This window comes from Brevundimonas staleyi, assembly GCF_041893865.1.
Classification (GTDB): Bacteria; Pseudomonadota; Alphaproteobacteria; order Caulobacterales; family Caulobacteraceae; genus Brevundimonas; species Brevundimonas staleyi.
Map to the genome: position 1 here is coordinate 980347 of NZ_CP169082.1, position 26450 is coordinate 1006796.

Annotated in this window: 34 protein-coding genes; 18 read left to right on the top strand and 16 right to left on the bottom strand. The window is 69.0% G+C overall.

Features of this window, described 5'->3' with window-relative positions:
* Nucleotides 1-11 precede the first annotated feature (11 nt).
* Nucleotides 12-587 carry a hypothetical protein gene (locus ACETK8_RS04970; RefSeq protein WP_374038411.1) on the bottom strand — a complete coding sequence of 192 codons (576 nt, stop codon included), beginning with the start codon at nucleotides 585-587 and terminating at the stop codon, nucleotides 12-14.
* Between the two features lie 260 nt (nucleotides 588-847).
* On the opposite strand from ACETK8_RS04970, the gene ACETK8_RS04975 reads away from it, so the two are divergent.
* The 3 genes from ACETK8_RS04975 to ACETK8_RS04985 all read left to right on the top strand — a co-directional run bounded on the left by ACETK8_RS04975 (nucleotide 848) and on the right by ACETK8_RS04985 (nucleotide 4025).
* Complete coding sequence (locus ACETK8_RS04975; protein WP_374038412.1) at nucleotides 848-1255, top strand: hypothetical protein; 408 nt, start codon at nucleotides 848-850, stop codon at nucleotides 1253-1255.
* Nucleotides 1256-1526: 271 nt separating this feature from the next.
* Nucleotides 1527-3020 (top strand): aldehyde dehydrogenase family protein, encoded by a 1494-nt coding sequence (locus ACETK8_RS04980; RefSeq protein ID WP_374038413.1) that lies wholly within the window; start codon nucleotides 1527-1529, stop codon nucleotides 3018-3020.
* Nucleotides 3021-3074: 54 nt separating this feature from the next.
* Complete coding sequence (locus ACETK8_RS04985) at nucleotides 3075-4025, top strand: retropepsin-like aspartic protease (RefSeq protein ID WP_374038414.1); 951 nt, start codon at nucleotides 3075-3077, stop codon at nucleotides 4023-4025.
* A gap of 153 nt (nucleotides 4026-4178) precedes the next feature.
* Here ACETK8_RS04985 and ACETK8_RS04990 read toward each other — a convergent pair whose 3' ends face one another.
* The 7 genes from ACETK8_RS04990 to ACETK8_RS05020 all read right to left on the bottom strand — a co-directional run bounded on the left by ACETK8_RS04990 (nucleotide 4179) and on the right by ACETK8_RS05020 (nucleotide 10238).
* Nucleotides 4179-5441 carry a glutamate-5-semialdehyde dehydrogenase gene (locus ACETK8_RS04990; protein WP_374038415.1) on the bottom strand — a complete coding sequence of 421 codons (1263 nt, stop codon included), beginning with the start codon at nucleotides 5439-5441 and terminating at the stop codon, nucleotides 4179-4181.
* A complete protein-coding gene (gene proB, locus ACETK8_RS04995; RefSeq protein WP_374038416.1) occupies nucleotides 5438-6592 on the bottom strand; it encodes a glutamate 5-kinase in 1155 nt (384 codons plus the stop codon). Before proB ends, ACETK8_RS04990 begins: the two co-directional genes overlap by 4 nt.
* A gap of 51 nt (nucleotides 6593-6643) precedes the next feature.
* A complete protein-coding gene (gene ypfJ / locus ACETK8_RS05000) occupies nucleotides 6644-7495 on the bottom strand; it encodes a KPN_02809 family neutral zinc metallopeptidase (RefSeq protein WP_374038417.1) in 852 nt (283 codons plus the stop codon).
* A gap of 69 nt (nucleotides 7496-7564) precedes the next feature.
* Entirely contained in the window at nucleotides 7565-7933 is a 369-nt protein-coding gene (locus tag ACETK8_RS05005) for a hypothetical protein (protein WP_374038418.1), read from the bottom strand.
* Between the two features lie 367 nt (nucleotides 7934-8300).
* Nucleotides 8301-8951, bottom strand: coding sequence for a class I SAM-dependent methyltransferase (locus tag ACETK8_RS05010; RefSeq protein WP_374038419.1), 651 nt, complete (start codon nucleotides 8949-8951; stop codon nucleotides 8301-8303).
* Nucleotides 8952-8955: 4 nt separating this feature from the next.
* Nucleotides 8956-9294, bottom strand: coding sequence for a hypothetical protein (locus ACETK8_RS05015; RefSeq protein WP_374038420.1), 339 nt, complete (start codon nucleotides 9292-9294; stop codon nucleotides 8956-8958).
* Complete coding sequence (locus ACETK8_RS05020) at nucleotides 9291-10238, bottom strand: fatty acid desaturase family protein (RefSeq protein WP_374038421.1); 948 nt, start codon at nucleotides 10236-10238, stop codon at nucleotides 9291-9293. The genes ACETK8_RS05015 and ACETK8_RS05020 overlap by 4 nt, the downstream gene beginning before the upstream one ends.
* A 143-nt stretch (nucleotides 10239-10381) precedes the next feature.
* Here ACETK8_RS05020 and ACETK8_RS05025 point away from each other — a divergent pair, with 143 nt between their 5' ends.
* From ACETK8_RS05025 to ACETK8_RS05040, 4 genes are read left to right on the top strand one after another with little or no spacing between them, the layout of a single operon-like run.
* Complete coding sequence (locus tag ACETK8_RS05025) at nucleotides 10382-10783, top strand: hypothetical protein (RefSeq protein ID WP_374038422.1); 402 nt, start codon at nucleotides 10382-10384, stop codon at nucleotides 10781-10783.
* On the top strand, nucleotides 10783-10980 hold the full coding sequence (locus ACETK8_RS05030; RefSeq protein WP_374038423.1) for a helix-turn-helix transcriptional regulator: 198 nt from the start codon (nucleotides 10783-10785) through the stop codon (nucleotides 10978-10980). The genes ACETK8_RS05025 and ACETK8_RS05030 overlap by 1 nt, the downstream gene beginning before the upstream one ends.
* Before the next feature lie 36 nt (nucleotides 10981-11016).
* Nucleotides 11017-11163 carry a hypothetical protein gene (locus tag ACETK8_RS05035; RefSeq protein ID WP_374038424.1) on the top strand — a complete coding sequence of 49 codons (147 nt, stop codon included), beginning with the start codon at nucleotides 11017-11019 and terminating at the stop codon, nucleotides 11161-11163.
* Nucleotides 11164-11176: 13 nt separating this feature from the next.
* A complete protein-coding gene (locus ACETK8_RS05040; protein ID WP_374038425.1) occupies nucleotides 11177-12124 on the top strand; it encodes an alpha/beta fold hydrolase in 948 nt (315 codons plus the stop codon).
* A 190-nt stretch (nucleotides 12125-12314) separates the two neighbouring features.
* Here the strand turns inward: ACETK8_RS05040 and ACETK8_RS05045 are convergent, their stop codons facing one another.
* From ACETK8_RS05045 to arsC, 5 genes are read right to left on the bottom strand one after another with little or no spacing between them, the layout of a single operon-like run.
* Nucleotides 12315-13136: a DUF3298 and DUF4163 domain-containing protein gene (locus tag ACETK8_RS05045; protein WP_374038426.1), complete on the bottom strand. Its 822-nt coding sequence runs from the start codon at nucleotides 13134-13136 to the stop codon at nucleotides 12315-12317.
* Between the two features lie 13 nt (nucleotides 13137-13149).
* Nucleotides 13150-14169 (bottom strand): UbiA family prenyltransferase, encoded by a 1020-nt coding sequence (locus ACETK8_RS05050; protein ID WP_374038427.1) that lies wholly within the window; start codon nucleotides 14167-14169, stop codon nucleotides 13150-13152.
* On the bottom strand, nucleotides 14169-14618 hold the full coding sequence (locus ACETK8_RS05055; protein WP_374038428.1) for a DMT family transporter: 450 nt from the start codon (nucleotides 14616-14618) through the stop codon (nucleotides 14169-14171). Before ACETK8_RS05055 ends, ACETK8_RS05050 begins: the two co-directional genes overlap by 1 nt.
* Before the next feature lie 12 nt (nucleotides 14619-14630).
* Nucleotides 14631-15101: an NUDIX domain-containing protein gene (locus ACETK8_RS05060; RefSeq protein ID WP_374038429.1), complete on the bottom strand. Its 471-nt coding sequence runs from the start codon at nucleotides 15099-15101 to the stop codon at nucleotides 14631-14633.
* A 31-nt stretch (nucleotides 15102-15132) separates the two neighbouring features.
* A complete protein-coding gene (gene arsC, locus ACETK8_RS05065; protein ID WP_374038430.1) occupies nucleotides 15133-15477 on the bottom strand; it encodes an arsenate reductase (glutaredoxin) in 345 nt (114 codons plus the stop codon).
* 173 nt (nucleotides 15478-15650) lie between these two features.
* On the opposite strand from arsC, the gene ACETK8_RS05070 reads away from it, so the two are divergent.
* The 7 genes from ACETK8_RS05070 to ACETK8_RS05100 all read left to right on the top strand — a co-directional run bounded on the left by ACETK8_RS05070 (nucleotide 15651) and on the right by ACETK8_RS05100 (nucleotide 19658).
* The gene (locus ACETK8_RS05070) at nucleotides 15651-16403 is read left to right on the top strand and encodes an SDR family oxidoreductase (RefSeq protein ID WP_374038431.1); all 753 of its coding nucleotides are present in this window, start codon (nucleotides 15651-15653) and stop codon (nucleotides 16401-16403) included.
* A 5-nt stretch (nucleotides 16404-16408) separates the two neighbouring features.
* On the top strand, nucleotides 16409-16783 hold the full coding sequence (gene folB / locus ACETK8_RS05075; protein ID WP_374038432.1) for a dihydroneopterin aldolase: 375 nt from the start codon (nucleotides 16409-16411) through the stop codon (nucleotides 16781-16783).
* A 199-nt stretch (nucleotides 16784-16982) separates the two neighbouring features.
* A complete protein-coding gene (locus tag ACETK8_RS05080) occupies nucleotides 16983-17504 on the top strand; it encodes a 6-pyruvoyl trahydropterin synthase family protein (protein ID WP_374038433.1) in 522 nt (173 codons plus the stop codon).
* Between the two features lie 49 nt (nucleotides 17505-17553).
* The gene (locus ACETK8_RS05085) at nucleotides 17554-18231 is read left to right on the top strand and encodes a DUF4870 family protein (protein ID WP_374038434.1); all 678 of its coding nucleotides are present in this window, start codon (nucleotides 17554-17556) and stop codon (nucleotides 18229-18231) included.
* 11 nt (nucleotides 18232-18242) lie between these two features.
* Nucleotides 18243-18632: a hypothetical protein gene (locus ACETK8_RS05090; protein WP_374038435.1), complete on the top strand. Its 390-nt coding sequence runs from the start codon at nucleotides 18243-18245 to the stop codon at nucleotides 18630-18632.
* 68 nt (nucleotides 18633-18700) lie between these two features.
* Nucleotides 18701-18988 (top strand): GNAT family N-acetyltransferase, encoded by a 288-nt coding sequence (locus ACETK8_RS05095; protein WP_374038436.1) that lies wholly within the window; start codon nucleotides 18701-18703, stop codon nucleotides 18986-18988.
* A 22-nt stretch (nucleotides 18989-19010) separates the two neighbouring features.
* The gene (locus ACETK8_RS05100; RefSeq protein WP_374038437.1) at nucleotides 19011-19658 is read left to right on the top strand and encodes a DUF4126 domain-containing protein; all 648 of its coding nucleotides are present in this window, start codon (nucleotides 19011-19013) and stop codon (nucleotides 19656-19658) included.
* Between the two features lie 40 nt (nucleotides 19659-19698).
* On the opposite strand, the gene ACETK8_RS05105 is transcribed toward ACETK8_RS05100, so the two are convergent.
* On the bottom strand, nucleotides 19699-20007 hold the full coding sequence (locus tag ACETK8_RS05105) for a hypothetical protein (protein WP_374038438.1): 309 nt from the start codon (nucleotides 20005-20007) through the stop codon (nucleotides 19699-19701).
* Nucleotides 20008-20157: 150 nt separating this feature from the next.
* Here ACETK8_RS05105 and ACETK8_RS05110 point away from each other — a divergent pair, with 150 nt between their 5' ends.
* Nucleotides 20158-20547 (top strand): hypothetical protein, encoded by a 390-nt coding sequence (locus ACETK8_RS05110; protein ID WP_374038439.1) that lies wholly within the window; start codon nucleotides 20158-20160, stop codon nucleotides 20545-20547.
* Between the two features lie 13 nt (nucleotides 20548-20560).
* Here the strand turns inward: ACETK8_RS05110 and ACETK8_RS05115 are convergent, their stop codons facing one another.
* Both ACETK8_RS05115 and ACETK8_RS05120 read right to left on the bottom strand, forming a co-directional pair.
* Nucleotides 20561-22423, bottom strand: coding sequence for a monovalent cation:proton antiporter-2 (CPA2) family protein (locus ACETK8_RS05115; protein ID WP_374038440.1), 1863 nt, complete (start codon nucleotides 22421-22423; stop codon nucleotides 20561-20563).
* Between the two features lie 65 nt (nucleotides 22424-22488).
* Nucleotides 22489-23295: an alpha/beta hydrolase gene (locus tag ACETK8_RS05120; RefSeq protein ID WP_374038441.1), complete on the bottom strand. Its 807-nt coding sequence runs from the start codon at nucleotides 23293-23295 to the stop codon at nucleotides 22489-22491.
* Between the two features lie 46 nt (nucleotides 23296-23341).
* Between ACETK8_RS05120 and ACETK8_RS05125 the strand changes: the two genes are divergently transcribed.
* From ACETK8_RS05125 to ACETK8_RS05135, 3 genes are all read left to right on the top strand, one after another.
* Nucleotides 23342-23596 carry an Lrp/AsnC ligand binding domain-containing protein gene (locus tag ACETK8_RS05125; RefSeq protein ID WP_374038442.1) on the top strand — a complete coding sequence of 85 codons (255 nt, stop codon included), beginning with the start codon at nucleotides 23342-23344 and terminating at the stop codon, nucleotides 23594-23596.
* A gap of 230 nt (nucleotides 23597-23826) precedes the next feature.
* The gene (locus ACETK8_RS05130; RefSeq protein WP_374038443.1) at nucleotides 23827-25005 is read left to right on the top strand and encodes an acyl-CoA dehydrogenase family protein; all 1179 of its coding nucleotides are present in this window, start codon (nucleotides 23827-23829) and stop codon (nucleotides 25003-25005) included.
* Between the two features lie 136 nt (nucleotides 25006-25141).
* The gene (locus ACETK8_RS05135; protein WP_374038444.1) at nucleotides 25142-26263 is read left to right on the top strand and encodes an acyl-CoA dehydrogenase family protein; all 1122 of its coding nucleotides are present in this window, start codon (nucleotides 25142-25144) and stop codon (nucleotides 26261-26263) included.
* Nucleotides 26264-26450: the final 187 nt, after the last annotated feature.

The following is a 26450-nucleotide window of genomic DNA, read 5'->3' on the forward strand; positions in this document are numbered from 1 at the left end:
CGGATCAGGCCCTAGGCTGCGGCGCGCCGGAATGCGGGCACGCAGGCCTCGGGCGCGGGGGCCAGAACTTCGGTCACCGTCTTCAGGATGTCGCGCGCCTGACGGGCCAGGTTCAGCGTCTCCGGCGGGGCGTCGTCCGGGCTCTCGGCGACCGCCTCGACCAGGGTCTGGGCCAGCTGCATCAGCTTGGGCGCCGCCGCGATCAGACGGGCCTGATATTCGATCCGTTCGGGGTCGCGGTCGTACTCCGCGCCCGGCACGCGCCACCCGCCCCAGTCGGCCGGGTCGGTCACCACGACGGGATAGGTGCCGGGGAAGGGGTGGTGCGGCACGTCCTCGGCCTGCTGCCACTTGTTGCGGGCCCGCAGCAGCCGCCAGTCGCCCATGTCGCCGCAATTGGCCTCGTCCTCGGCCGGCAGCATCAGCTCGTTGGCCTGGAACTCCCGCCCCAGTCCGACGTCATAGGTGACCTTGACCGGCTCCTCGAAGCCCTTGGCCCAGACGGGCTGGACCTTCTCGATCTGGGCCCAGGCGCCGACGCACTCGACCCAGACCTTCTGGCCTTTTTGAAACTGCGCACGCGCCATGATGGACCTCACTCAACGATCCACATTGCACGCATCGCCGTTGACACCCGGTTTCGCGAAAGGGTGAAGCAGGAATGAAGACGCGACGGACATTCCGTCGCGGCGCGTTGAACCTTCATCGATCCGGTGCAGCCGGAGCCCGAAGCGTGGCCGTTCATCTACCTGTCTGTTTCACAACAGGCGGCTCAGACCTGTGTCAGCTTCAGGGTGCTTTTCTTCTCCTCGCAGCCCACCCCCGGGCAAACACGAGGACGAAGACAATGACGAACGCCCTGACGAAGAAAGCCCTGCTTTCGCTGCTGGCCGCTTCGGCCGTGGCGATCGCCACCCCGACCCTGGCCCAGGACTACGGCCGCCAGGGCGGCGGTCCCGGATACGGCCATGGCGGCGGCTACAACGGCGGCTACAACGGCGGCTGGAACGGCGGCGGCCTGAACGGCGACCAGGCCCGTCTGGCCCAGCGCATCGAACGCGCCGCCTACAACGGCCGCATCAGCCGCCGCGAGGCCCAGAACCTCCGCTACCAGCTGGAGGAATACCAGCGGGTCGAGTGGCGCTACCGCCGCGACGGCCTGTCGAACTGGGAACGCCGCGACCTGCAGCAACGCCTCGACCGCATCGAGCGCAACCTGCGTGACGACCGCCGCGACCGCGACGGCCGCTGGTAACCTCCCGACCAGCGTGGCTGAGGGTCGCTTTCGAAAGGAAGCGGCCCTTTCGCTTTTGACCTTTCGTCATCCTCCGGCGAAGCGAAGCGGAGACCGGGGGACCCAGCGGCGCCGCAGCGAAGCGGAGGCGATGGTTCCTCGGCGCCGACCGTCGGTGTGCGCGACAGTTTCGCGCTCTCGCGCGCCGCTGGGTTCCGGGTCTTCGCTGCGCTCCGCCCGGAATGACGAAAGAAAGGATGCGGTCTCGAACAGACGGCGATAGATGCGCTCCATGACCGCATCCCAAGACGCCCGCGCCCTCCTGACCCGCCTCGGCGTGCCGGAGACGACCTTCGCTCCCTCAGGCCTGCCGACCCGCTCGCCCATCGACGGCTCGACCGGAGACGCCGTGCGCACGGCCGACGCCGCGACGACGCAGGCCGCCCTCGCCTCCGCGACCACGGCCTTCGACGCCTGGCGCCGCATCCCCGCGCCCCGTCGCGGCGAACTGGTCCGTCTGTTGGGCGAGGAGCTGCGCGCGTCCAAGGACGACCTCGCCATGCTGGTCACGCTCGAGGCCGGCAAGATCGTCTCGGAAGGCCTCGGCGAGGTTCAGGAGATGATCGACATCTGCGACTTCGCCGTGGGCCTGTCGCGCCAGCTCTACGGCCTGACCCTGCCCTCGGAACGTCCCGGCCACCACATGCGCGAGACCTGGCAGCCGCTGGGTCCCGTCGCCGTCATCTCGGCCTTCAACTTCCCCGTCGCCGTCTGGGCCTGGAACGCCGCGCTCGCCCTGGTCTGCGGCGATCCGGTGATCTGGAAGCCGTCGGAGAAGACGCCCCAGACCGCCATCGCCACCCACGCCGTCATGCAGCGTGCGCTGGCCCGCTTCGGCGATGCGCCCGAGGGTCTCGTCCAACTTCTCGTCGGCGGCCGTGAGGTCGGAGAGGCCCTCGCCGCCGACCCCCGCGTCGCCCTCGTCTCCGCCACCGGCTCCACCCGCATGGGCAAGGCGGTCGCCACCACCGTCGCCGGACGTCTCGGCCGCTCCCTGCTGGAGCTCGGCGGCAACAACGCCATGATCGTCACCCCCAGCGCCGACATGGACATGGCCGTCCGCGCCATCGCCTTCTCCGCCGTCGGCACGGCGGGCCAGCGCTGCACGACACTCCGTCGCCTCCTGGTCCACGAAGACGTCGCCGAGGCCCTGATCGAGCGCCTGGCGAAGGCCTACGCCAACCTCCCCATCGGCGACCCGCGCCAGGACGGCGTGCTGGTCGGCCCCCTGATCGACGAGGACGCCGCCAAGGGCTTCGACACTGCCTTGTCTCAGGCGGTGGAGCAGGGCGGCGAAATCGTCGTCGGCGGCACGCGTGACGGATCCTATGTCCGCCCCGCCATCGTCCGCATGCCGACCCAGAGCGCGGTGGTGCAGCACGAGACCTTCGCCCCCATCCTCTATGTCCTGACCTGGAAGACCTTCGACGAAGCGGTGGCGATGCAAAACGCCGTCCCCCAGGGTCTGTCGAGCTGCGTCTTCACCGACAGCGTCCGCGACGCCGAGGCCTTCCTTTCGGCCTGGGGTTCGGACTGCGGCATCGCCAACGTCAACATCGGCCCCTCCGGCGCCGAGATCGGCGGTGCCTTCGGCGGCGAGAAGGACACCGGCGGCGGCCGCGAATCCGGCTCCGACGCCTGGAAATCCTACATGCGCCGCCAGACCCAGACGGTGAACTTCTCCACCGCCTTGCCGCTGGCGCAGGGCGTGAAGTTCGAAGTCTAGACTGCGGCGTCTGGCGCCTCGACAGCGCCCCATCCGATCCCCACTGTCAGGGGCATGAACCGCCGCGCCCTTCTGACCCGCGTCGCCCTCGTCGCCGCCGGTCTGGGCGGGGCGTGGTGGCTGAGGGACCATGTGCTGTGGCGCGATCCCGGCGTCGCCTTCGGGCACGAGAACACCAGCGGCTGGCTCCCCTATGACGAGCCGCGCGCCGTCGTCCCGACCGTCCGCGTCACCGTCGCCGGCCAGCCGGTCCGCGCCCTGGTCGATTCCGGCGCCCAGTATTCGGTCATCGATCGCGGCCTGTTCCAGCGTCTCGGCCTGACCCAGGCCTTCGACATTCCGCTGGTGGCTTACGGCGTCGGCGGCGAGCCCCAGATGGGGCGGGGCGTGACGCTGGACGTCGCCGTCGGCGGTCTGCGGATCGAGGCCCTGCGCGCCGCCATCCTGTCGCTCGGTCCGCTGGCGGAGGAGGGACAGGGGCTCGCCGCCCCCCTGATCCTGGGTCAGGACCTGCTGGGCGAGGTGGTGCTGGAGCTGGACACGGAGGAACGCCGCATGCGCTTCCTGCCGCGCGACGGCCATGTCCTGCCCGCCGACGTCGTCGCCATCCCCGTCTCCAAGGCGCGCGGCGCCCTGATGACCGAGGTCACCGTCGAGGGCGCGACCATTCAGGCCGTGGTCGACACCGGCGCCTCGGCCCTGCTGGCCCTGTCGCAGGAGGCGGCGCAGGGCGCCGGCCTTCTCGACGGCCGCCCGTCCGAACGCGGCGCCAGCATCGTGCTGGGCGGCTCCATCGATTCCCAGATCGTCCGTTCCCGGACCCTGACCATCGGCGACCGGCTGTGGCGCGACGTTCAGACTCCGATCTACGCCGACGTCCCCCTGCCGGGCTTCCCCGCCGCCCTCGTCGGCATGGAAGCTTTCGCCGGCCGTCGCATGGTGCTGGATCTCGGCGTCGGTCGCCTTCACGCCTCCCGCCCGCTCAATCTGACGATTGGACGATGACGGCCCTTCTCCCCTTGGGAGAAGGTGGGCCCGAAGGGCTCGGATGAAGGGGCTGGCTCGGCGGATCTGCTGGTTGGAGCGAGGGGGCAGACACAACCCCCTCATCCGTCTCGCTCCGCGAGCCACCTTCTCCCCGAGGGGAGAAGGGTCCTGTTACGGCCGGGTCTGCCCCGTCCCGCGCACGACGTATTTGTAGCTGGTCAGCTGCTCCGCCCCGACCGGCCCCCGCGCATGGAGCCTGGACGTCGAAATGCCGATCTCGCCCCCGAAGCCGAACTCGCCGCCGTCGGCGAACTGGGTCGATGCGTTCCACAGCACGATGGCGCTGTCGACGCGGTTCAGGAACTCGGCCGCCGCCGCCTCGTCCTCGGCCACGATGGCGTCCGTGTGCCCCGATCCGAACCGGCGAATGTGCACCACCGCCTCATCCAGCCCATCCACCACCCTGACCGCCAGGATCGGCGCCAGGAACTCCCGCCCCCAGTCCTCGTCGGTCGCCGCGACCATCGCCGGAACCAAGGCCTTCGCCTCGGCATCGCCCCGCAGCTCGCATTCGGTCGCGATCAACCCCTCAGCCACCATCGGCAAGAGCCGCTCGGCCCCAGCCCGATCCACCAGGAGGGTCTCGGTCGATCCGCACACGGAGGTCCGCCGCATCTTGGCGTTCACGACCACGTCCCGCGCCATCCCGGCGTCGGCGGAAGCGTGCAGATAGGTGTGGTTGATCCCCTCCAGATGCCCCAGCACCGGCACCCGCGCCTCGGCCTGCACCCGCGCCACCAGACTCTTGCCGCCGCGCGGGATCAGGAGGTCGATGGTCCCGTCCAACCCGGTCAGCAGGGCCCCGACCGCCGCCCGGTCCGGCGTATCGACCAACTGCACCGCGTCCTCCGGCAGGCCCGCCGCCCTCAGCCCCTCGACCACGGCGGCATGGATGGCCAGCGAACTGTCCAGACAGTCCGACCCGCATCGGAGAATGGCGACATTCCCCGACCTCAGGCACAGGGCCGCCGCGTCCGCCGTCACATTGGGCCGGCTCTCGTAGATGATGGCCAGCACCCCGATGGGGGTGCGGACCCTTGCGAAGTCCAGCCCGTTCGGCCGGGTCCAGCGGGCGGTCTCGGAGCCCAGGGGATCGGGGAAGGCCGCGACCTCGTCCACCGCCGCCGCCATGGCCTCGATGCGGGCAGGCGTCAGGGCCAGCCGGTCGATCTGGGCATCGGCCATGCCGTTCACCCTGGCCCGGTCGGTGTCGCGGGAATTGGCCTCGAGGATCACGTCCGCCTTGGCCCGGATCGCCGCCGCCATGGCCGTCAGGGCCGTCGATCGCACCTCGGCCGGGGCCATCCGCACGGCGTCGGCGGCGGCGCGAGCCCGTTGCCCCATCGCCTTCATCCGGGCGTTCAGGTCGCTCATCCGCGCAGCACCAGGTCGTCGCGATGAATGGCCACGCCCGGTCCCTTGTAGCCGACCAGGTCCTCGATCTCGCCCGAGTGGCGGCCCCGGATCTTCTCCATCTCGTCGGCGGCGTAGGCGGCCAGACCGACGCCCAGAACGGTGCCGCCGGTCCCGACCACCCGCACGGCGTCCCCTCGGTCGAACCGGCCCTCGACCGCCTTGACGCCGGAGGCCAGAAGGCTGCGTCCCCCCGCCAGAGCCTCGGCCGCGCCCTCGTCCACGGTCAGGGCGCCCGCCTGGTCCAGACTGCCGGCGATCCACGACTTGTAGGCCTGCAAGGGCGTGGCCGGGGCGGTGATCAGGGTCGCCCTGGCGCCTGCGGCCACGGCGCTGAGCGGTCGCGCCTCCAGCCCCGAGACGATCAGGGTGGCGCATCCGGCCGAGCGGGCGATCCGCGCCGCCTCCAGCTTGGTTGCCATGCCGCCGGTGCCGACATTGGCGTCGGCGTTGGCTCCACCGGCCATGGCCAGGACCTCGGGTCCCAGGCTTTCGATCAGCGGCAGATGCTCGGCCCCCGGATCGCGACGCGGATCGGCCGTATACAGACCATCGACGTCGGACAGCAGGATCAGCAGGTCGGCTCGCACCAGCTGGGCCGTCCGCGCCGCCAGCCGGTCGTTGTCGCCGTAGCGGATTTCCTCGGTGGCGACCGTGTCGTTCTCGTTGACCACGGGCACGACGCCGAGCTTCAGCAGGGCCTCCAGCGTCGCCCTGCCGTTGAGCCACCGCCTACGGCGTTCGGTGTCGTCGCGGGTCAGGAGGACCTGTCCGGGCGTCAGGCTGGCGCTGGCCAGGGCCGCTTCCCAGGCCTGCATCAACAGGGACTGGCCCACGGCGGCGGCGGCCTGTTTCTCGTCCAGCCGAGCGTTCCTTTCGAGGCCCAGGCGACCCCGGCCGAGGGCGACGGCGCCGGAGGACACGACGACGACCTGCCGCCCCTGCGCCCTCAAGGCGGCGATATCGGCGGCGAGCCCGGCCAGCCAGACGGTCGCCGGCGCCTTCTGGTCCACGACCAGAGACGACCCGACCTTGACGACGATACGCTTCGCCGCCCGCAGGCTGGCGGCGGGGGAGGCGGCGTCGGGCAGGGGCGTGGCGGGAGAGGTCACGGAAACGACCATGCCGCGCCGTTTGCGCTGCAACAAGCGGTGTTGCGGTCTTTAAAGGCCTCGGAAAGTATCGCAGACGGCCGGATCGCCCGACTGATAGCCGCGCAACAGCCACTCCTGACGCTCGGCCGAGGTGCCGTGGGTGAAGCTCTCGGGGCTGACTTGACCACTCGAACGGCGTTGCAGGGTGTCGTCGCCGATGGCCGAGGCGGTGCGCAGACCCTCGTCGATGTCGCCCTGTTCGACCGCGACCTCTCCGCCCGAGACGGCGGCGGCGTTGGCGGCCCAGACGCCGGCGTAGCAGTCGGCCTGAAGCTCCAGCGCGACGGAGTAACGGTTGGCCTCGCCCTCGGACGAGGCGCGTTGCTGGGCCTGTCGCACCTGATCCGAGGCGCCGGTCAGGGTCTGGACGTGGTGGCCGATCTCATGGGCCAGGACATAGGCGCGGGCGAAGTCGGCGCCGGAGGCCCCCAGCTGGGTCTCCATCTCCTGCCAGAAGCTGAGGTCCAGATAGACCTGCCGATCGGCCGGGCAATAGAAGGGCCCCATGGCCGCCTGACCGTAGCCGCAGCCCGTGGAGGTGCCCTGTTCGTAGAGGACGATATTGTCCGGCGGGCGGTAGCCCGAGAGCTTGGTCGCCCAGACGTCGTTGATGTTGCGGCCCACGATGTCGACGAAGAGACCGGCCTGATCCTCCGGCGTGCCCTGACGCCCTTCCTGGGAGGCGCCGGCCTGGCCGAAGGTCGAGGCGACCTGCTGGGTCGTGTTGGGGTCGATGCCGAAGACGAAATAGCCGATGGCGGCCAGAACCAGCACGCCGATGCCGCCGCCGGTGACGGCCCCGCCGCCCATGCCGCGGCGATCCTCGATCCCGCCGCCTCGCTGTCCGCCCTGCCAACGCATCGCCGCCTCCCGGTTTGTCCCTGCCAAGCTAGGCCGGAACGCAGGCGGAGGGGAAGGGATGCAATGCGTCTAGCGCGGCTGGCGGCCCAGCCAGTCGTCGATCTGGGTCACGCCTGAGACCGTGGCCTCCCGCCGGGCGGTGGCGGCCTCCCGCGCTCGGCGCTGGGCGTCGGGCGAGGGCGGGACGTTGGCCAGGGGGATGTAGGGCTCCGGCTGACGCTGGGCCTGGATGTCCCGCTCGGTCAGGCGAGCGTTGAGCTGCTGCTGGCGGGCGAACTGGGCCTGTTGTTCGGATTGGAGGCGCTGCATCTCCACCCGATCGCGCAGCCGGTCGGCCATCGGGTCGCCGATATAGGGCTGGCCGGGCTGATAGACCTGGGCCGAGGCGCCGGTCGCCGCCGCCGTGGTCAGGATGAAGGCGAGAAGGGCGGTACGCATACCGGGAAGATGGGGCCGAACGGGCTTTTGGCCAAGCGTGGCCGCAGCGGCGGACTGCTGGCGCTTGCACTGTTCTTCGAATTTGGAGTGCAAACAGTGCAGGCCGACAACGAGTGGATTTGGCACTGTTTCCGAATTCGGAGTGCCACGTGCCACGTGCCAATCCAGATAATTCAATGGGTTGTCGAGGTCTGGCGGTTCAGACGTGCCAGATTATGCGAAATCGGGCGGCCCTCGTCGAAGGCGCGTGTGGTGGGTATGGACGTGTCAAAGGCCTGACGCGGAGGTGGGCGCCGGAGACACGCGGCGCAAGGAGGGTTGAGGAATATTTTCAGCACGGATCGACGCGACCCACGACGGGTCGGATCTAGGCCAGTTCAAAGACCGAGCTGCGCTTGATGGCGAAATCCTCCAGCTCCCGCGTCGTCGGCACCTGATAGTCGGCCAGGTGGATCAGGCCGTCACTACGGAAATAGGTGCGATGCGGGTCGCCGATCAGAACGCGAGAGCCCTGTCGCCGCGCCTGCTGCAACCAGGCCATGACGCGGCCGGCCATCGGCTGTTCGTACTGGACGTCGCCGGCGCAGATCACATCGACCTCGGGCGGCGGGGCGTCCACCAGGTCGGCGTCGGTGAAGTCGAGCGCCACGCCGTTGACCTTCGCGTTCAGCCGGACGGCGGTCTCGCAGAAGGGGTCGATGTCGGCGCAGAGGACACGGGCGGCGCCCGCCTTCATGGCCGCGACGCCCACCAGGCCCGAGCCGGTGGCGAAATCGACGACCGTCTTGCCGGCGAAGGCGCCCGGATTGTCCAGCACCCAGCGCGCCAGCCCCTGACCGCCTGCCCAGGCGAAGGCCCAAAAGGGCGGCGGCAGGCCCAGTTCGCCCAGTTCCTCTTCCGTCAGCTTCCAGATCGGGGTGATCTCGTCGGCCAGCCACAGCGAAATCTCGGGCGCATGCGGCACGGCCTGCAGCCGGGTGTTGGCCAGGATGAAGGCCTCGGGATCGTTGATGGTCACGCGGTCAGAGCTGCTCGATGTCGGCGTCGAACAGGAAGCCTTCCGGAGCGTCCAGGGCCTTGAGGAAGTAGCCGTGAATCCAGCCGGCCACCTCGTACGGATCCTGCGCGACCAGTCTGACGGTCAGATATTTGCGCGGCTGGAAGGCGACGATGGCCGCCGGCCCCAGGGCCTCCACCACCGCCTTCGGGGGACTGACGGCGAAGGAAGCCATGTTGACCTGGCCGTCCACGAACTGAACCCAGCGGCCCGGATCGCCCCGAACGGTGAAGGTGGCGCAGGTTCCCTCACGGCCCCGCATGACGCGGGACAGGACGGCGGCCATGTCGGCGACGTCGGTCAAGCTCTGGCTCCGCTGCTGGCCTGTTTCAGGACGCTGACATAGCCCGGCGCGACCTCCATCCGGCCGCCCGGTTCGGTGGCGCGCACGGCCTGGTGAAGGCGCGGCAGGTTCCAGCAGGGGACGTGCATGAACAGGTGATGTTCGGCGTGGAAATTGACCCAGTAGGGGGCGATCAGGGCGCGCTCCAGCCAGTTTGCCCGGGTCGTGCGGGCGGCGCGGAAGGGATCGGTCGCCGAGCCTTCGACGCAGGCGTGTTCGGCGATGTTGCGCAGGCGCGTCACCAGGGGGAACCATGTCGCCATCGGCAGCAGCCACAGGGCGAAATACGCCCACCAGACCCCGGCGACGACGAAGCCCGCCAGCATCGCCGCATTGACGAAGAGGAAGGGCGCGACCGAACGACCAGTGACGATGGCCTCATAGTCGTGCGCCTCGCCGTCCTGTGCGCGTTTTCGCAGGATCGCCAGCGGCAGCAGAACCCGCTGCTTGAAGAAGGTCTGGCCGGTCAGGTCGCGGATCATCTTGCGCCGAAGCGAGGCGCCGGAGACCGGGAAGGGCGCCGACAGGACCAGGTCGGGGTCCTCCGCCTGCTGGGCGAACCGGTGATGCGACAGGTGGTAGGGGCGGTAGGCGTTCAACGATGCGCCGATGGGCACGGCGCAGAGCCAGTGGCCGAGGACATCGTTGACCTTCAAGTTCTTGGCCAGGGCGCCGTGGGCCGCCTCGTGCATCAGGATGGCGAGGCCCAGCTGGCGCGTGCCGACGATCATGACGCAGAGCGGGATCAGGATCGGCTGCCAGACGCCGGCGGCGACGCTGAGCGCGATCACGCCCCAGCAGTGCAGGACCAAGAGCGGTCCCTTCCACGCCGAGCGCGACTGGAACGGCGCCCACTGTTCGGGGGCGAAGATCTCGGCCGGGGATATGCGCGGGGCGGCGGGCATGGCGCGATGATAGGCCGGGCGGCGAGAGCGGCCAAGCGGGGCGATTTCCGGGAGAAACCGTCGGCATGACCCGACAAAAGTCATGTTGACCTGACACGATGGCTGTGTCATGTAGGCCTTACATTTAGTCAGGAACGCACGACATGACCCGCTGGAAAGACGGCACGCCCGCCGACCGCAAATACGTCATCCGCACCATGGCCTTCACCGTGCCCTACATCGCCGTAAACGTGGCGGCGATCTTTGGAGCCTTCGACGAGATCATCGGCAAGCCCGCCGCCTGGGGGCTAGCCGTGGTCGTCGCCGCCCCGATCGTCGGCTGGATCTGGTCGATCCTCAGCCTGATGCGCGATTCCGACGAGTTCATGCGCGCCATCCTGGCCAAGCGCTTCGTCGTCGCGGCCGGGATGGCCATGGTCATCGCCAGCTTCTGGGGCTTCGGCGAGAGCTACGCCAACGCGCCGCATATCCCCAACTGGATGATCTTCCCCCTGTTCTGGGCCTGTTTCGGTCTGGTCACCCCCTTCGTCCGGACCTCGCACTGATGAAGAACCGTCTGAAACTCCTCCGCGCGGAGAAGGGGTGGACCCAGGAACAGCTGGGTCAGGCCCTCGGCGTCTCTCGTCAGGCGGTCAACGCTCTGGAGACCGAGAAGCACGACCCGTCCCTGGACCTCGCCTATCGCATCGCCGCCCTGTTCGAGCGGCCGGTGGAAGCCGTCTTCGACAATCCCCACGCCTGACGCCTAAGTCAGTCCAACCTTACAAAGGAGCCTGCCATGTTCCCACGCGCCCTCCAGGCGTGCCGGCGCCCCCGTGCCCGGTTCGCCGTCATCGTCGCCGTCATCGTCGCCTGCTGCGTCGCCAACGAACAGGCCCGCGCCGAGCCCGTCTCCCCCGTTCACATCGCCGCCGCGCCGTTCTGAAAGGACCCACGCCATGCTGCATCTTCGTCATTTCGTCGGCCGTTCGACCCTGAAGGTCCTGTTCCTGGCCTCGGCCGCCGCGCTCGCGGTCGGGGGAACGGTCTTCGTCGCCACCCAGGCCCAGGCCGAGCCCGCTCTGGTGGTTCAGGCCGCGCCCTTCGTCTCCGACCGGATGTCGGTGGAGGTGATCGGCTCGGGCCCCGACGTCATCCTGATCCCCGGTCTGGCTTCCTCGCGCGAGGTCTGGCGTCCGCTGGCGACGCGTCTGGCCGCCACCCACCGGGTGCATCTGGTCCAGCTGGCGGGCTTCGCCGGCGAGCCCTGGAGCCACGGCGACGGCGCCTTCGCCGAACCCGCCGTCGCCGAACTGGCCCGCTATGTCGCCGAGACCGGCCTGGAGAAGCCCGCCGTGATCGGCCACTCCATGGGCGCGCTTCTGGGGCTGCGTCTGGCCCAGACCCATCCCGAGGCGGTCGGCCGGCTGATGAGCGTCGACAGCCTGCCCTTCTTCAGCGCCCTCTATGGACCGACCGCCACGGCCGAGACTGCCCGTCCGTTCGCCGAACAGGCCCGCGCCGGCCTGATCGCCGAGACCGATCCGGCGACCAAACGCAGTCGGGGTCTGGCCACGGCCGCGGGCATGGCCCGGAACGAGGCGGTCCGCGCCGAGATCGCCGACTGGACCGTCACGAGCGACAATCACGCCGTCGCTTCGGCCATGGCCGACGTGATGACCACCGACGCCCGGCCGGGGCTGGCCGCCATGACGATCCCGGTCACGGCGCTTTACGCCACCGACGCCGACGGCGGTCCGCCGCCCGCGATGGCGCAGGCCTTGTGGCAGCGGGAGTATGCGTCGCTGCCGGGCGTGACGTTGATCCGCGTCGACGGCAGCCGTCACTTCATCATGGCCGACCAGCCCGAGCGGTTCGGCGAGCTGGTGGATGAATTTCTGAGGTAGACGCTCGAAATCCTTCTCCCGATGGGAGAAGGTGGCCGCGAAGCGGACGGATGAGGGTCGGGTCTACCCTTCGGCGTAAGCCGTCGCACGGCCCCTGCTTTCGACAGCCGACCCTCACCCTTTCGCGCAAGGCGGATCGCTAACGCTCTCCGGCGCTCAATCCCTCTCCCACCGGGAGAGGGTTCAGTCTTCAGGCCTCCGCCTTCGGGTCCCCGCCGAACTCGTCGGCATAGGCGGGGGCCAGAAGCGACCGGAAGGCGCTCTGCGGCACGGTCACCTCATAGGGGCCCTCGGCGTAGGGGCCGACCATATAGGGGCCGATCAGGAAGATCAGACCGCCCGCCTTGCCCGGCTGGGTCCCGGTCGCCAGGACGAAGGGCACGGTCGCGGCGCGCGGGCATTTCCACATGTCGCTGCCGGTCAGGGAGACGGTCTGGGCCTGGGGGTCGCGCTTCCTCTTCTCGGCGTTGATCGCGGCGCACAGGGCCGTGTCCAGCGCCGACAGGTCGCCGGTCTTGAACAGATCGCCGGCCGCGATCTCCCGCTTCAGCGCCTTGTCCCACAGGATGGCGGCGAAGGAGGAGTTGGGGTGGGCTCCGCCGGTGTATTCGCTGTTGGTGCGGATCAGGCTGAACAGCTTGCCGGTCTCGGCGCCGGGGGTGACGTCGATGGTCCGATTGTAGGGCGGGGCGCCCGCGTCGCCGCCGGCCTCGGTGCGGTCGGCCTGGGCGCCTTCGGAGAATTCGCGCAGGTCCCGGACGGCGGCGGCATAGAGGCGGGCGTGCAGGTCGGGCTGGGCCTTGATCGCGATCGGCAGGGTCAGGCTGACCTCGGCGAAGGGGGTCTTGGACTCGAAGGCCATGGGGGCGGCGGCCTCGGCCGGGGTGACGACGGCGCCGGCGCCCGCGGTCGCGACCGGCGGGGCAGCCTTCTCCTCGGTCCGCTCGCGGTTGCAGCCGGCCAGGGTCGCCGAGACGGCGGCGGCGATGAGGACGAGACGAAGGGCGGTCATGACGATCTCCGGTTCAGAGGGCGTAGGATACGGCGCCGAGGCCGATGGCCGCCAGCAGGATCAGCCCCGCCTCGCGGTTCGACTTGAACAGTTTCAGCGCCAGGGCGCCGTTCTCGGGCTTCAGGGTGCGGACCTGCCAGGCCAGATGGCCCGCGTAGACGCCGCAGCCCAGGAAGAAGAGAAGGTCGAGGCCCGCCAGCGCTCCGGCGGCGAGGGCGCAGGCGACGGCCAACGCGTAGAAGACAGCGACCCCGGTCCTCACCCCCTTGCCCAGACGACGGGCCGAGGACTTCACCCCGACCATGGCGTCGTCCTCGATGTCCTGAAGGGCGTAGATGGTGTCGTAGCCGAGAGTCCAGAACACGCCGCCGCCCCAGAGCAGGACGGCCGCGATGGTCAGTTCGCCGTTGACGCCCGGTGCGACGCCGAAGGTCAGCCATTCGCCGCTCATCACCCGCCACTGGCCGTCGGCCCAGACGAGGAAGCTTAGGGCGCCGGTCGCGGCCGCATAGCCCATCAGGGCGCCCCAGTTGAACGTCAGGCCCAGCCACGCCTGCGGCCACCAGGTGATCCGCTTCATGAAGGGATAAGCCGCCACCAGGGCCAGCGACCCGACGCCCAGCAGGACGGCGGTCAGGTTGAGACTGAGCAGGATCATCAGGCTGACGAGGCTGCAGCCGATCACGAACCGCCAGGCCTGACGCACGCTGATGCGGCCGGACGCGACGGGCCGCGCGGCCGTGCGGGCGACCTTCAGGTCGATGTCGCGATCCACGATGTCGTTGAAGGCGCAGCCCGCCGCCCGCATCAGGCAGGCCCCGATGGCGAAGCCGACGAACAGCCACAGCTCGTAGAGGCCGGGCATCCGGTGGTGCTGGGACAGGGCCAGCGTGATCCCCTGCCAGCCGGGCAGGAGCAGGAGCCAGATGCCGATCGGGCGGTCGAACCGGCCGAGCTTCAGCCAGGGCTTCAGGCCCTCGGGCGCGCGCGCATCGACCCAGTTGCGTCCGGCGTCGGGCAGGGGGGCGGACATCAGCCGCGCCGCACCAGGATGACCCCGCCGATGACCAGGGCTACGCCCGCCAAGCGCGTCAGGCTGATCGGCGCTTGGGGCACGCCGAGCGCGCCGAAATGGTCGAGGATCAGGCTGAGCATCAACTGACCCGCCACCATCAGGGTGATGGTCATGGCCACGCCCAGGCGCGGCACGGCCCAGGTCGCCGCCACAACGAAGATCACGCCGTACAGGCCGCCGATCCAGGCGTACCAGGGCAGGCCCTTGGCCGCCTCGACATCCGGCCGGGTGTGCAGGATGGCCGCCAGAATTCCGAGCGCCGCGGTGCCGACGGCGAACGAGACGAAGGCGGCGTTGACCGGACCGTTCACGGCGGTCGCCAACCGGGCGTTGGTCGGGGCCTGAAGGGCGGTCGCGCCGCCCGCGAGGACGACGGCCAGCATGCTGAGCCAGGGTGCGAAGTTCATAAGCTCAAGCCTCTACCAGCGTGGATCGACGGGCGCACCGCCGAACATCTCGGCCATCCGGTCCCGCGTCGACCGATGGGCGTCCTCGGGCAGGTTCAGGGGATCGAACCATCCGGTCTCGGCGATCTCGCCGTGATGGGTCAGTTCGCCCGTCTCGAAGGCGTCGAAGCGGTAGACCATCACATGGTCGCCGCGAAAGAACCGCTCGTTGGAATGGACGGAGACCAGCCGGCCGGGCGTGGTCGCCTTCAGCCCCGTCTCCTCGAACAGTTCGCGCGTGGCCGCATCGCCGGTGGTCTCGCCCCGATCCACCCCGCCGCCGGGCAGCCACCACCCGGCCAGATAGGTGTGTTTCACCAGCATGACGCGCCCGTCCGCATCGACGGCCACCGACCGCACGCCCAGCGTCATGCCGCGCTGCATCCGCGAATACGCAAAGAACAGCGGCCGGGTGAAGGGCTCGATTCGCTGACGCCAGTTCATGCCGCGACGCTACAGGAGGAGATGCCGGGCCTCAAAGGACCTCCAGCACCCGCTCCGGCGGCCGGCCGACCACCGCGCCCTTCGGCGTCTCCACGATGGGGCGTTCGACCAGGATCGGATGGGCGACCATGGCGGTGAGGATCTCGGCGTCCGACGCGCCGTCCAGCCCCGCCGCCTCGGTCTCCCCGGCGCGCAGGATGTCGCGGGGTTTCAGGCCCAGACGTTTCAGCAGGTCCTTCAGCCGGGCCTTGGTCCACCCGGTCTGGAGATAGAGGACCACATCCGGCTCGATGCCCTTCTCGCGAATGAGTTCGAGGGCGGCGCGGGACTTGGAGCAACGCGGATTGTGGAAGATCGTCACGGGGATGTCGGTCATGGCCGCCTTCTGGAGCGCCCGGCCCGGCGGATCAACATCCCGCGCTTGAACCGAGGCTCTGCGCCCGGTATGCCCGCTGCGACTATCAGGAGCTTCCCCAATGACGGCCCTCTACATCATCCTCGGCTTCGTCGCCGTTCTCGCCGCCATCAACTTCATCGAGTTCGGCCGGGTTGACTGACTCCCGCCCCGGCGCGGCGCTCGTCACGGGCGGAGCGCGCCGGATCGGCCGCGCCATCGTGCTGGCGCTCGCCGCGCGCGGCCATGACGTCGCCATCCACTATCGCGGCTCGGCCGATGACGCCGAAGCCCTGGCCGCAGAGGCGCGCGCGTTCGGCGTCCGCACGGCCGTCGTCGCGGCCGACCTGACCGTCGAAGGTCAGGTTCGCGACCTGATCCCCGCCGCCGCCCGCGCGCTGGGCCCCCTGTCCGTCCTGGTCAACAACGCCTCGGTGTTCGAGGACGACCGCGTCGGCGACCTGTCGCGCGAGACCTGGGACAGGCATCTCGAGACCAATCTGCGCGCGCCGGTCGTGTTGGCCGAGGCCTTCGCCGCCCAGGCGCCGGACGGGTCCGCCATCGTCAACCTGCTGGACCAGCGGGTGCTGAAGCCCGATCCCCGCTTCTTCTCCTACGCCCTGTCGCGGAACGGCCTGTGGTGGGCGACGCGGACCCTGGCCCAGGCGCTGGCGCCCCGCATCCGGGTCAACGGCGTGGGACCCGGCCCGACGCTCGCCTCCATCCATCAGTCCAGGGCGGAGTTCGCCGCCGAACAGGCCGCCATGCCGTTGGGCCATGGGTCGAGCCCGCAAGACATCGCCGAGGCCGTCGTCTATCTGGTCGGTGCCCGTTCCGTGACGGGCCAGATGATCGCCGTCGACGGCGGTCAGCATCTGGCCTGGCAGACCCCCGACATCGCCGAGTGAACCCCGTGACCGCTTCGCCTGCGCCCGCCCGGCGCGACAACCTGACCGTCTTCGTCAAGGGCCTTCGGGTCGAGGCGGGGATCGGCGTCTACGACCACGAGCACGGCCGGCTGCAGCCGCTGGTCATCGACGTGACCCTGGATCTGGGTCCGGCCGAGGTTCATGGCCTTTCCGACACAATCAACTACGAGACCGTGGCCGCCTCCGCCCGTCGCATCGTGGCCGAGGGGCACGTCGGTCTGGTCGAGACCTTCGCCGAACGTCTGGCTCTGCACTGTCTGGAGGACGACCGGGTTCTGGGCGTCACCGTCCGCGTCGACAAGCCGGGCGCCCTGGAGACCGCAGACGGGGCCGGGTGCGAGCTGACGTACCGCCGTTGATCGGACACCGTCATCCTCGGGCTCGTCCCGAGGATCCATGGTTCAGCGATCACGATGGGCGGGATGCGCCACTTCCGGGCGTTTCGCGCCAAGACCTTCCTGAGGGACAAATGGGCCCTCGGGACAAGCCCGAGGGTGACGGAGCCACGAGGGAGCGTGACTTGCTTTGCGGCCGCATAACCCCGACATGTCCCCCGCAATGCCCCAGGTTCGTTTCACCCGCCGTTTCTCGATGGCCCATCGCCTGCTCGCCGACCCCGCGTCGCGCTGCGCGGTGCCGCACGGCCACAACGAGTTCGTGCATGTGATCCTGGCCACGGATGCGGAGATGGACTTCGGCGGCTCCAACTTCGTGGCCTCGTTCGAGACCCTGAAGGGCCGCTGGCATGGCTTCATCGACAAGGCCGTGGACCACGCCTTCCAGATGAACGGCGCCGATCCCATGCTGGCCTGGTTCCGCGAGACGGAGCCCCAGCGTGTCGCCCGCCTGATGGTGTTCGAGGGCGATCCGACGACCGAGGCGTTCGCGCTCGCCCTGCGGCGCAAGCTGGACGCCATCCTCAAGGACGACGGCTCGCCCTATCGCTGCGTCGAACTGACCCTGGAAGAGACGCCCACCAACGCCATCCTGATCGGCGAATACCTCAGCGCGGCCGAGCGTGCCTGGATGGCCGGAAGCTGGATGGATCGGCCCGATCTGACCATCAACGATCTCGCCTGATCCTAGCTTCGGCTTGCCTCGAGCGAGCGGCCCCGCCATTGTCTTCACCATGAGCGCGAGCACCCCGATGCCCGATCCCGGCGATCCCGATACGCCCCGCGGCCACGATCCGGACCATCACGACGATGACCTGATCGGTTTCGCGTCGCCGGCCGCCCTGCAAGGTCGGACGCGCGAGCCCGCGCCGGTCGCGGAGCCCGAGATCGAGCCCGAGGCCGATCTGTTCGAGCCCCAGCCCAGTCCTGCGGTCGCGCCCGTTCCCGAGGCAGTCGCCGCGCCCACGCCCAATCCGGGCCCGCCGCCGGCGCCCGAGCCCGTCCCCGCCTGGGCGCGCGAGACCCCGATCCCGGAACAGCCGGCCCATAGCCAAGCGCGCCGCCGCGAACAGCCCGCGCCCATCGACGGCGCCATGGGCGTCTATTCCGTCTACGCCCTGATCCTGTTCGCCGTGCCGACGCTGGGCGTCTCGGCCCTGATCGCCCTTCTGGCCGTGACCGGCCGGGCGGGTCCGCAGGGCGATGTGGCGGCCAGTCACTTCATCTTCCAGCAGCGCACCCTGTGGGCCGGCGCCGTGGTCGCGCTTCTGGGCGCCATCCTGATCGCCGTGGGGCTGGGCGTCTTCGTCCTCTTCCTTCTGGCGGTCTGGCTGATCCTTCGGGGCGCCGGCGGCGTTATGAAGCTGAAGGCGGGCCGGCCGATCGCAAACCCCCGCGCCTGGCTGTTCTAGGAGCGAGCTGAATGTCCGACGCCTCCCAACCCCGCTTCGAAAGCGGTCACGAAGCCGAGGGCAAGCCCGCCGCCCTGGTCGCCTGGGCGCTCTACATCCTGTCGATTCCTTCGGCCAACATCCTGGTCCTGGTGGGGCTGGTCGTCTCCTACGCCGCGCGAGGCAGCGCCACCGGCGTCGCCCGCCAGCATATCGAGGCGCAGATCGCGCTGTTCTGGTCGGTCTTCTGGTGGACCTTCGCCCTGTGGGTGCTGATCGCCATCTCCGGCATCGCCTCCATCGTCCTGATCGGCATTCCCTTCCTGCTGCTGTTCCTGTTGTTGTGGTTCCTGCTCAGCGTCTGGTTCACGGTGAAGAGCATCCTTGGGGTCCTGAACCTGCTGTCGGACAAGCCGGCCTGACGTTACGTGACCGTACGGAACGGTCCGCCGACGCAAGGCATTTGACCCTCAGTATCCGAGGGGACCGCATGACCGACTTTCGCGATGTCGTGGCCGAGCAGCGCTACGAACAGGGCTTCACCGATCCGGATGGAGAAATGCGCCGCGTCTGGGCCGACTATTCGGTGCAGGGCAACCGCCGCGCCATCCTGCATGTCGAGGCGGAACAGGAACTGCGCGGCTCCGGCGCCTCGGGCAAGTTCATGCAGAGCCTGGCCGATCACGCCCGTGCCGAGGGGCATCGGCTGCATCCGGTGTGCGGTTACGCCGTCGCCTGGTTCAAACGTCACCCCGATCAGGGCGACGTGCTAGGCTAGTCGCCTCAAAGGGGACCGCCGAATGGACGGCATCGATCTTCAGGGGGTTCAGAACGGGCTGGGCGTGGTCGCCGGGCCGTTCCAGACCTGGGTCCTGCCCGCGCTCCTGGGTCTGGGCCTCGCCTCGGCGACGGGTCTCAGAACCTTCCTGCCGCTCCTGATGCTGGCCCTGGCCGTCAAGTTCCGCCTGTTCGGGATCGAGTTGAACGACCAGATGGCCTGGCTGGCGGACTGGCCCGCCATCGGGGCGCTGGGCGTCGCCGCCGTCGTCGAGTTCGCGGGCGACAAGATCCCCGTCGTCGATCACGGCCTGAACGTTCTGGGCGCCTTCACCCGGCCGGTCGCGGGCGCGATCGCGGCAGGCAGCGTCTTCGCCGGGCTGGATCCGACCACGGCCGCCATCGCCGGCGTTATCGTCGGCGCGCCCACGGCCTTCGCCTTCAACGCGGCCCAGGGGGGAGCGCGCCTGACCTCGACCGCCACGACCGGTGGAGTCGGCAATCCGGTCCTGTCCTTTATCGAGGACGTGCTGAGCTTCTTCACCGTGATCCTGGCGTTCCTGGCGCCGATCCTGGTGCCGGTCGTGCTGATCGTCCTGGCGATCCTGGTCTTCCGCCTGGCCAATCGCCTGCGGGCGAAGCTCTACGCCCGCGAGAGCCTGATCGGCTGAGGCTTCTTGCCGAAGCCGTGAATCAGGCTCCAGAAAGCCCTTAAGGAAGCCGCGCCACGATCGCCTTGATGGTCTCGGCCTTGGCCGGCAGGTCCTCGGCCAGACGCGAGGCGATCTCGCGGGCCCCGACCGGATAGGCGTCACCGCCCTTGGCGATCTCGTCGGCCAGAGCCGCCGCCTCGCCCAGAATCTTCTCCAGCGCCTCGACCTGTTCGATGGCCAGGGCGCGGGCCTCGGCCTGAAGCTGCTTGACCCGGTCGGCGGTCGTCTGCGGCCCGCGCATCAGGTCGTAGACCTCGCTCTCGGCGACGAGGCGCAGATCGGGTTTGGACGTCTTCTTGGTCGGCATGGGCGATCCTTTCCAAGGATGACAATGGTGTTGCGGCCAAGCTGTTCCTCGCCTGTCGGGCGAGCGTGGCGGTTGACGGTTCACTGTGACTCAAACGTCGCAGCGCCGCGTTCGGCGAACGGTTAGGCTTCCACCGTCAGGAGGCGACAGATGTACGGTTTTCGGGCGGGAATGGGCGCGGTTGCGGGCCTAATGGTGGCGATCAGCGCGGGCGGCGCCGTGGCGCAGCAGCGGGTGGTGGCGGAAATCCCTTACGTTACCTGCGACGGATCGCAGTGGCGGGCCAGCCTCTCGGGCGAGCAGTTCCACCATCGCCCGGCCAATGGCGACGCCGGCCATTCGGACCGGATCATCCGCTATCGCACCTGGGGCGGTGGCTGCTGGCAGGCGACCTGGAACAGCTCCAGCCGGACCTTCTTCCACACTCCGGCCTCGGGCGCCGAGGGCCATCCCGACACTATCCTGAATTTCGAGGACTGGGACGGCGCGCGCTGGACCGCCCGGCGCGACGGCAGCGACTGGGTCGTGACGCCGGGCTGACGCAGCGGCGGCGTTAGGCCTGTTCCTGCTGCCGCTCTTCCTCTTCGGCGATCATGTCGACCGCGTCCTCGTTCAGGGCCTGGGCCTCGCGCTTCGGCTTGACGTAGGGTTCCGGCTGCGGCGTCGAGGTGTTGTTGCGCCACAGGCTGCGACCGGCCGTCATGCCGCCGGTCACCTGAAGCACCAGACGTTCCTCGTCGCGACGACGCACGTCCTCGATGGTCTCGCGGGCTTCGTCCTCGGAGAAGCCGAGGTCCTTCAGCACATGCTCGCCGAAGGCCAGGGCGCTCTCGAAGGTCTCGCGGATGTGGAACTCGACATTGGCCTGGATCAGGCGGATCGAGTGGCCCCGGTCGTAGGCGCGCACGAACAGCTTGGTCAGGGGGAACTCCGACTGGACCAGTTCGACGATCTTGTCGGCGGTCTCCGGCTTGTCGACGCAGACCAAGATGGTCTCGGCCGTCTCGGCGCCCGACGCCCGCAGCACATCCAGCCGCGACCCGTCGCCGTAATAGACCTTGAAGCCGAAGTTTCCGGCCGCCTGGATCATCTCCACGTCCATGTCGATGATCGACACGTCCACGTCGCGAGCCAGGAGCGGCTGACAGACCACCTGGGCGAAGCGGCCGAAGCCGATGACCAGAACCCGCTCACGCAGACCTTCCGCCCGCTCCACGTCGTCCAGATCGTCGACCGAGACCTCGGCCTCCTTCAGGAACCAGCGGGAGACGACCATGGTCACGACCGGCGTCATCACCATCGAAATGATGACGATGGCGGTGAAGATCGCCGAGGTCCGCGCGTCGAACAGTCCGGCCATCAGGGCCGCGCCGAACAGGACGAAGGCGAACTCGCCGCCCTGGGCGAACAGGGCCGACCGCTCCAGCGCCTCGTTGTGCGACGAGCGGAACAGGCGGGCGATCCCGTAGATGGCGATGGCCTTGACCACCATGAACAGGACGACGCCGCCGATCACCCAGCGCCAGTCGGTCAGCACCACGTCGAGGTTCAGCGACATGCCGACCGACAGGAAGAACAGACCCAGCAGGATCGAGCGGAACGGATCCACGTCCGCCTCCAGCTGATGGCGGAAGGTCGAATCCGACAGCAGGACGCCGGCCAGGAAGGCGCCCATGGCCATCGACAGCCCGCCCAGCGACAGGGTCCAGGCGGCGCCGCAGACCACCAGCAGGGCGGCGGCCAGCATGACCTCGCGCCCGCCGTATTTGGCCAGCTGGCGGAAGATCGGATTGATCGCGTATTTGCCGGCCAGGATCACGCCGACCACGGCGGCGACGGCGAAGGCGATGGTCTGCCACAGGGGCGGCCCGTCCTGGGCCGTGCCCAAGGCCGTGCCCAGCACCGCGACCACGGCCAAGAGCGGCACGATGGCCAGGTCCTCCAGCAGCAGGATGGAGACGGCGCGCTGACCGTGCGGGGTATTGATCTCGTTCCGCTCGTCCAGCGTCTGCATGATGACGGCGGTGGAGGACAGGACGAAGCCCGCCGCGCCGACGAAGGCCACGGCCGGGGCGATGCCGAAGGCCATGGCGGTCAGGGTCAGCAGGAGGGACGCCGTGATCACCTGGGCCGCCCCTAACCCGAAGATCTCCTTTCGGAGCTTCCACAGCTTGGCCGGTCTCATCTCCAGCCCGATGATGAACAGGAACATCACCACGCCAAACTCCGCGACGTGCAGGATGGCCTCCGCGTCGCCGATGGCGCCCAGGGCGAACGGGCCGATCACGACCCCGGCGGTCAGGTAGCCCAGCACCGACCCCATGCCGAGCTTGCGGAACAGGGGCACGGCGACGACGGCGGCCGACAGCAACACCACCGCGTGGCCCAGATTCATACCTGCTGCGGGGTCCGCCATGGTCGCTCCAATTTGGTCAGACCACTATATTGGCGATGGAGAGCCCCGATTGCGACCCCTGACGGCTACGCTTTCGCCAGTTCGACGATCCGCCGCACGAGCGAGCTGTCCGGATCGGCCAAGGGGTCCAGAACGGTGAAGTGGTTGAGGTCCTCCAACGCCTCGAACCGCGTCTCGACACCCTTGCCGCCCCAGAGGTCGGCCATGTCCCGCGACTGGCGCACGAACTCGGCCGTCTCGTCGGCGCCCACGACGCAGTCCAGCACCGTCCCGCCGGGCGTCGATCCGTTCGGCACGGGCCAGTGGACCGGCGACAGGGCCGCCGCCTCCCGCGCATCCAGCTTCAGCGCCGCGTTCAGCGAGGTCGGGATCAGCGGCGCCAGATCGAACACGCCCGAGATCGCCACCGCCGCCGAAGCCCGCGCCTCGCTGAGCATGCAGGCGGCCATATGCCCCCCGGCGGAATGGCCGAACACCACGGGCCGTTTGCCGGTCTTCGCGCGGATCAGTTCGACCGCATCCCGCATCTGCCCCACGATCCGCCCCAGTCGCACGGTCGGCGCTAGGTCGTAGGAGGGGATGGCGACGCCGACCCCGTGTTTCAGAAACGCCGGGGCGATCCAGCTGAACCAGGACTTATCCAGCGCCTGCCAGTAGCCGCCGTGCAGGAAGACGACGACAGGCGCATCCGGCGCCGCATCGAACAGGTCGATGACGTGCCGCTCGCCGGGGCCATAGGGCAGGGCGGTCGGCGGATGAGCCGTCCGCGCGGCCTCGGCATCCGCCTTCCACCGGGCCATGACGACGGGGTGATCCGGCACGGCGGCGCGGTTGTTATATTCGGCTTCTAGATCGAGGGGCTTATCCGACACGTCCGCTTCCGCTACTCAGACCCGCGAACACCGGGAGCCTTCCGCCATGATGACCGCCATCTTCGTCTTCATCAAATGCGAGCTGGGTTTCGCCAACGACGTCGCCGCCGACATCGTCGACAATGTCGAGCACGTCTCGGAGGTCTATTCGACCTCGGGTCAGCACGACCTCCTGGCCAAGTTCCAGTTGCCGAAGGACATGGACATCGGCACCTTCGTGACCAAACAGGTCCAGACCCGCGCCCATGTCCGCGACACCTTCACGGTCATCACCTTCTCGCCCTTCCTGCCCAGCAAGTAAGGCGCAAACCTCTCCCTCCCACCTGGGGGAGGGTGGTCGCGTAGCGACCGGGTGGGGACGGCCGGGCGACCAAGCGACGATCCGTGGGGCCTTGCCTTGCCGCCCCCACCCGACCTCGCCTTTGGCTCGGCCACCCTCCCCCGAGGGGGAGGGTGATGACGCTGCGTCACCTTCAATTCCCTGCTAATCACTGATCATAGACGCAGGCACAGGCGTCAGGGAGCGAAGATATGGCCGATCTGGACACCTTCCGCGCGGAGACGCGCGCCTGGCTGGAGGCGAACTGCCCGGCCGAATGTCGCGGTCCGCTCGACAATGACGAGGACCGCGTCTGGGGCGGTCGCAACCCGACCTTCAAGACCTCCGCCCACAAGCAGTGGATGGACGTGATGGCCGCGCGCGGCTGGACCGCGCCCCAATGGCCCAGGGAATACGGCGGCGGAGGACTGGACCGCGAGGAGGCCAAGATCCTGGCCTCGGAGCTGCGCCGCATCGACGCCCAGATGCCCCTGTCGTCCTTCGGCATCTGGATGCTGGGCCCGGCGCTGCTGCAGTTCGGCACCGAGGAACAGAAGAAACGTTTCCTGCCCGAGATCGTGCGCGGCGAAATCCGCTGGTGCCAGGGCTACTCCGAACCGGGCGCCGGCTCCGACCTGGCCGCCATCCAGACCCGCGCCGAGGACAGGGGCGACCACTGGATCATCAACGGCCAGAAGATCTGGACCTCCTATGCGGACAAGGCCGACTGGATCTTCTGCCTGATCCGCACGGACCCGGAGGCGCCCAAGCATCTGGGCATCTCCTTCGTCCTGTTCGACATGGCGACGAAGGGTGTGACGACCAAGCCGATCGAGTTGATCTCCGGCAAGTCCGCCTTCTGCGAGACCTTCTTCGACGACGTGCGCGTGGAGAAGGAGAACCTCGTCGGAACGCTGAACCGGGGCTGGGACGTGGCCAAGGCCCTGCTCGCGCACGAGCGCACCATGATCGGGGGCCTGGGCGACATGGGCCGTCCGATGGGACAGGTCGCGGTCGATTCCATCGGCCTGGACGACGCCGGTCGTCTCGACGAGCCGATGCTGCGCGCGAAGATCGCCGAGCTGGAGATCGACGCCGCCGCCTTCCGTCTGTCGATGGAGCGGGTCGGCGATCAGGTGAAGGCGAAACAGGTCTCGCCCGCCATCGCCTCCATGCTGAAATACTACGGCTCGGAGCTGAACAAGCGCCGACACGAACTGGCCATGGCCGCCGGCGGGTCCGACGCCCTGGAGTGGGAAAGCGAGCGCTCGCACAAGGGCACGCCCGCCCGCGACTGGCTCCGCACCAAGGCCAATTCGATCGAAGGCGGGACCAGCGAAGTCCAGCTGAACATCATCGCCAAACACCTGCTTCAGCTGCCGGGAGCCTGACGCAACACACGCCGTCATCCTCCGACTTGATAGGAGGATCGGACGGTCCGCCGCTCGTGCGACGACTGTAGCGCACAGCCCGCTCAACATCCGATCCTCGGATCAAGTCCGAGGATGACGGAGTGGAAGAAACAAGATGCCCCTGATCCTCACCGAAGAGCAGACCATGCTGAAGGAGGCCGCCGACGGCTTCCTGTCGGAGAACGCCCCGATCTCTGCCCTGCGCAAACTGCGCGATTCCAACGACGCTGACGGCATTTCCCGCGACCTGTGGAAGGCGTTCGGCGAAATGGGTTTCGCCGGCGTCATCATCCCCGAGGAACACGGCGGTTCCGGCCTCGGCGCGGTCGAGGCGGGCATCGTGGCCGAAGGGTTGGGGCGCACCCTGACCCCGTCGCCCTATTTCGGCTCGTCGATCCTGGCCGCCCGCGTCCTGATCGACGCCGCCTCGGCCGATCAGCAGGCCGCCTGGCTGCCGAAGATCGCGGCGGGCGAGGCCATCCTGTCGCTGGCGCTCGACGAAGGTCCGAAGCACCAGCCCAGCCGCATCGCCACCACCGCCGAACGCAGCGGCAACGGCTTCAAGCTGAACGGCTCGAAGGGCTTCGTTCTGGACGGCCACATCGCCGACGCCCTGATCGTGGCGGCGAAGACGGAGGACTGCATCAGCCTCTTCCTCGTCGATCCGAAGACGGCGGGCGTCGAGATCGAACGCACCGTCATGGTCGACGCCCACAACGCCGCCCGCGTCACCCTGACCGACGTTCAGGTCGATGCAGACGCCCTGCTGGGCGAGGTCGGCGCCGGTGAGACGGCTCTGGAAGGCGCGCTGAACCTCGGCCGCGCCTGCGCCGCCGCCTGTCTGACGGGTGCGGGGGATCAGGCCTTCCTGACCACGGTCGAATACCTGAAAACCCGCAAACAGTTCGGCAAGCTGATCGGCGAGTTCCAGGCCCTGCAACACCGCGCCGCCCATCTGTTCACCGAGCTGGAACTGGCCAAGGCCGCGACCCTGGGCGCCCTGCAGCGCCTCGATGCCGGCGCGCCCAAGGCCGACCTCGCCGTCTCGGTCGCCAAGGCCAAGGCCGGAAAGGTCGCCGAACTGGCGGTGCAGGAAGCGGTCCAGATGCACGGCGGCGTCGGCATGACTGACGAGTTCGACGTGGGCCTCTACATGAAGCGGGTGCGCGTGCTGAACGAACTGCTGGGCGACGCCGGGTATCATGCGGAGAAACTTGCGCAGGCTGGCGGGTATTGAACCCTCTCCCCTTGCGGGAGAGGGAGATCGCGCACGGCGGCTGCAAGCCGTCGTCCTTGTGCGATCGGGTGAGGGGTGAAACTCGCTCTCGCCGGTGAGCTTCTTCCGCTCACCGTATCCCCGTCTTCGTACCCCTCATCCGACCTCGCTTCGCTCGGCCACCTTCTCCCGCAAGGGGAGAAGGGCT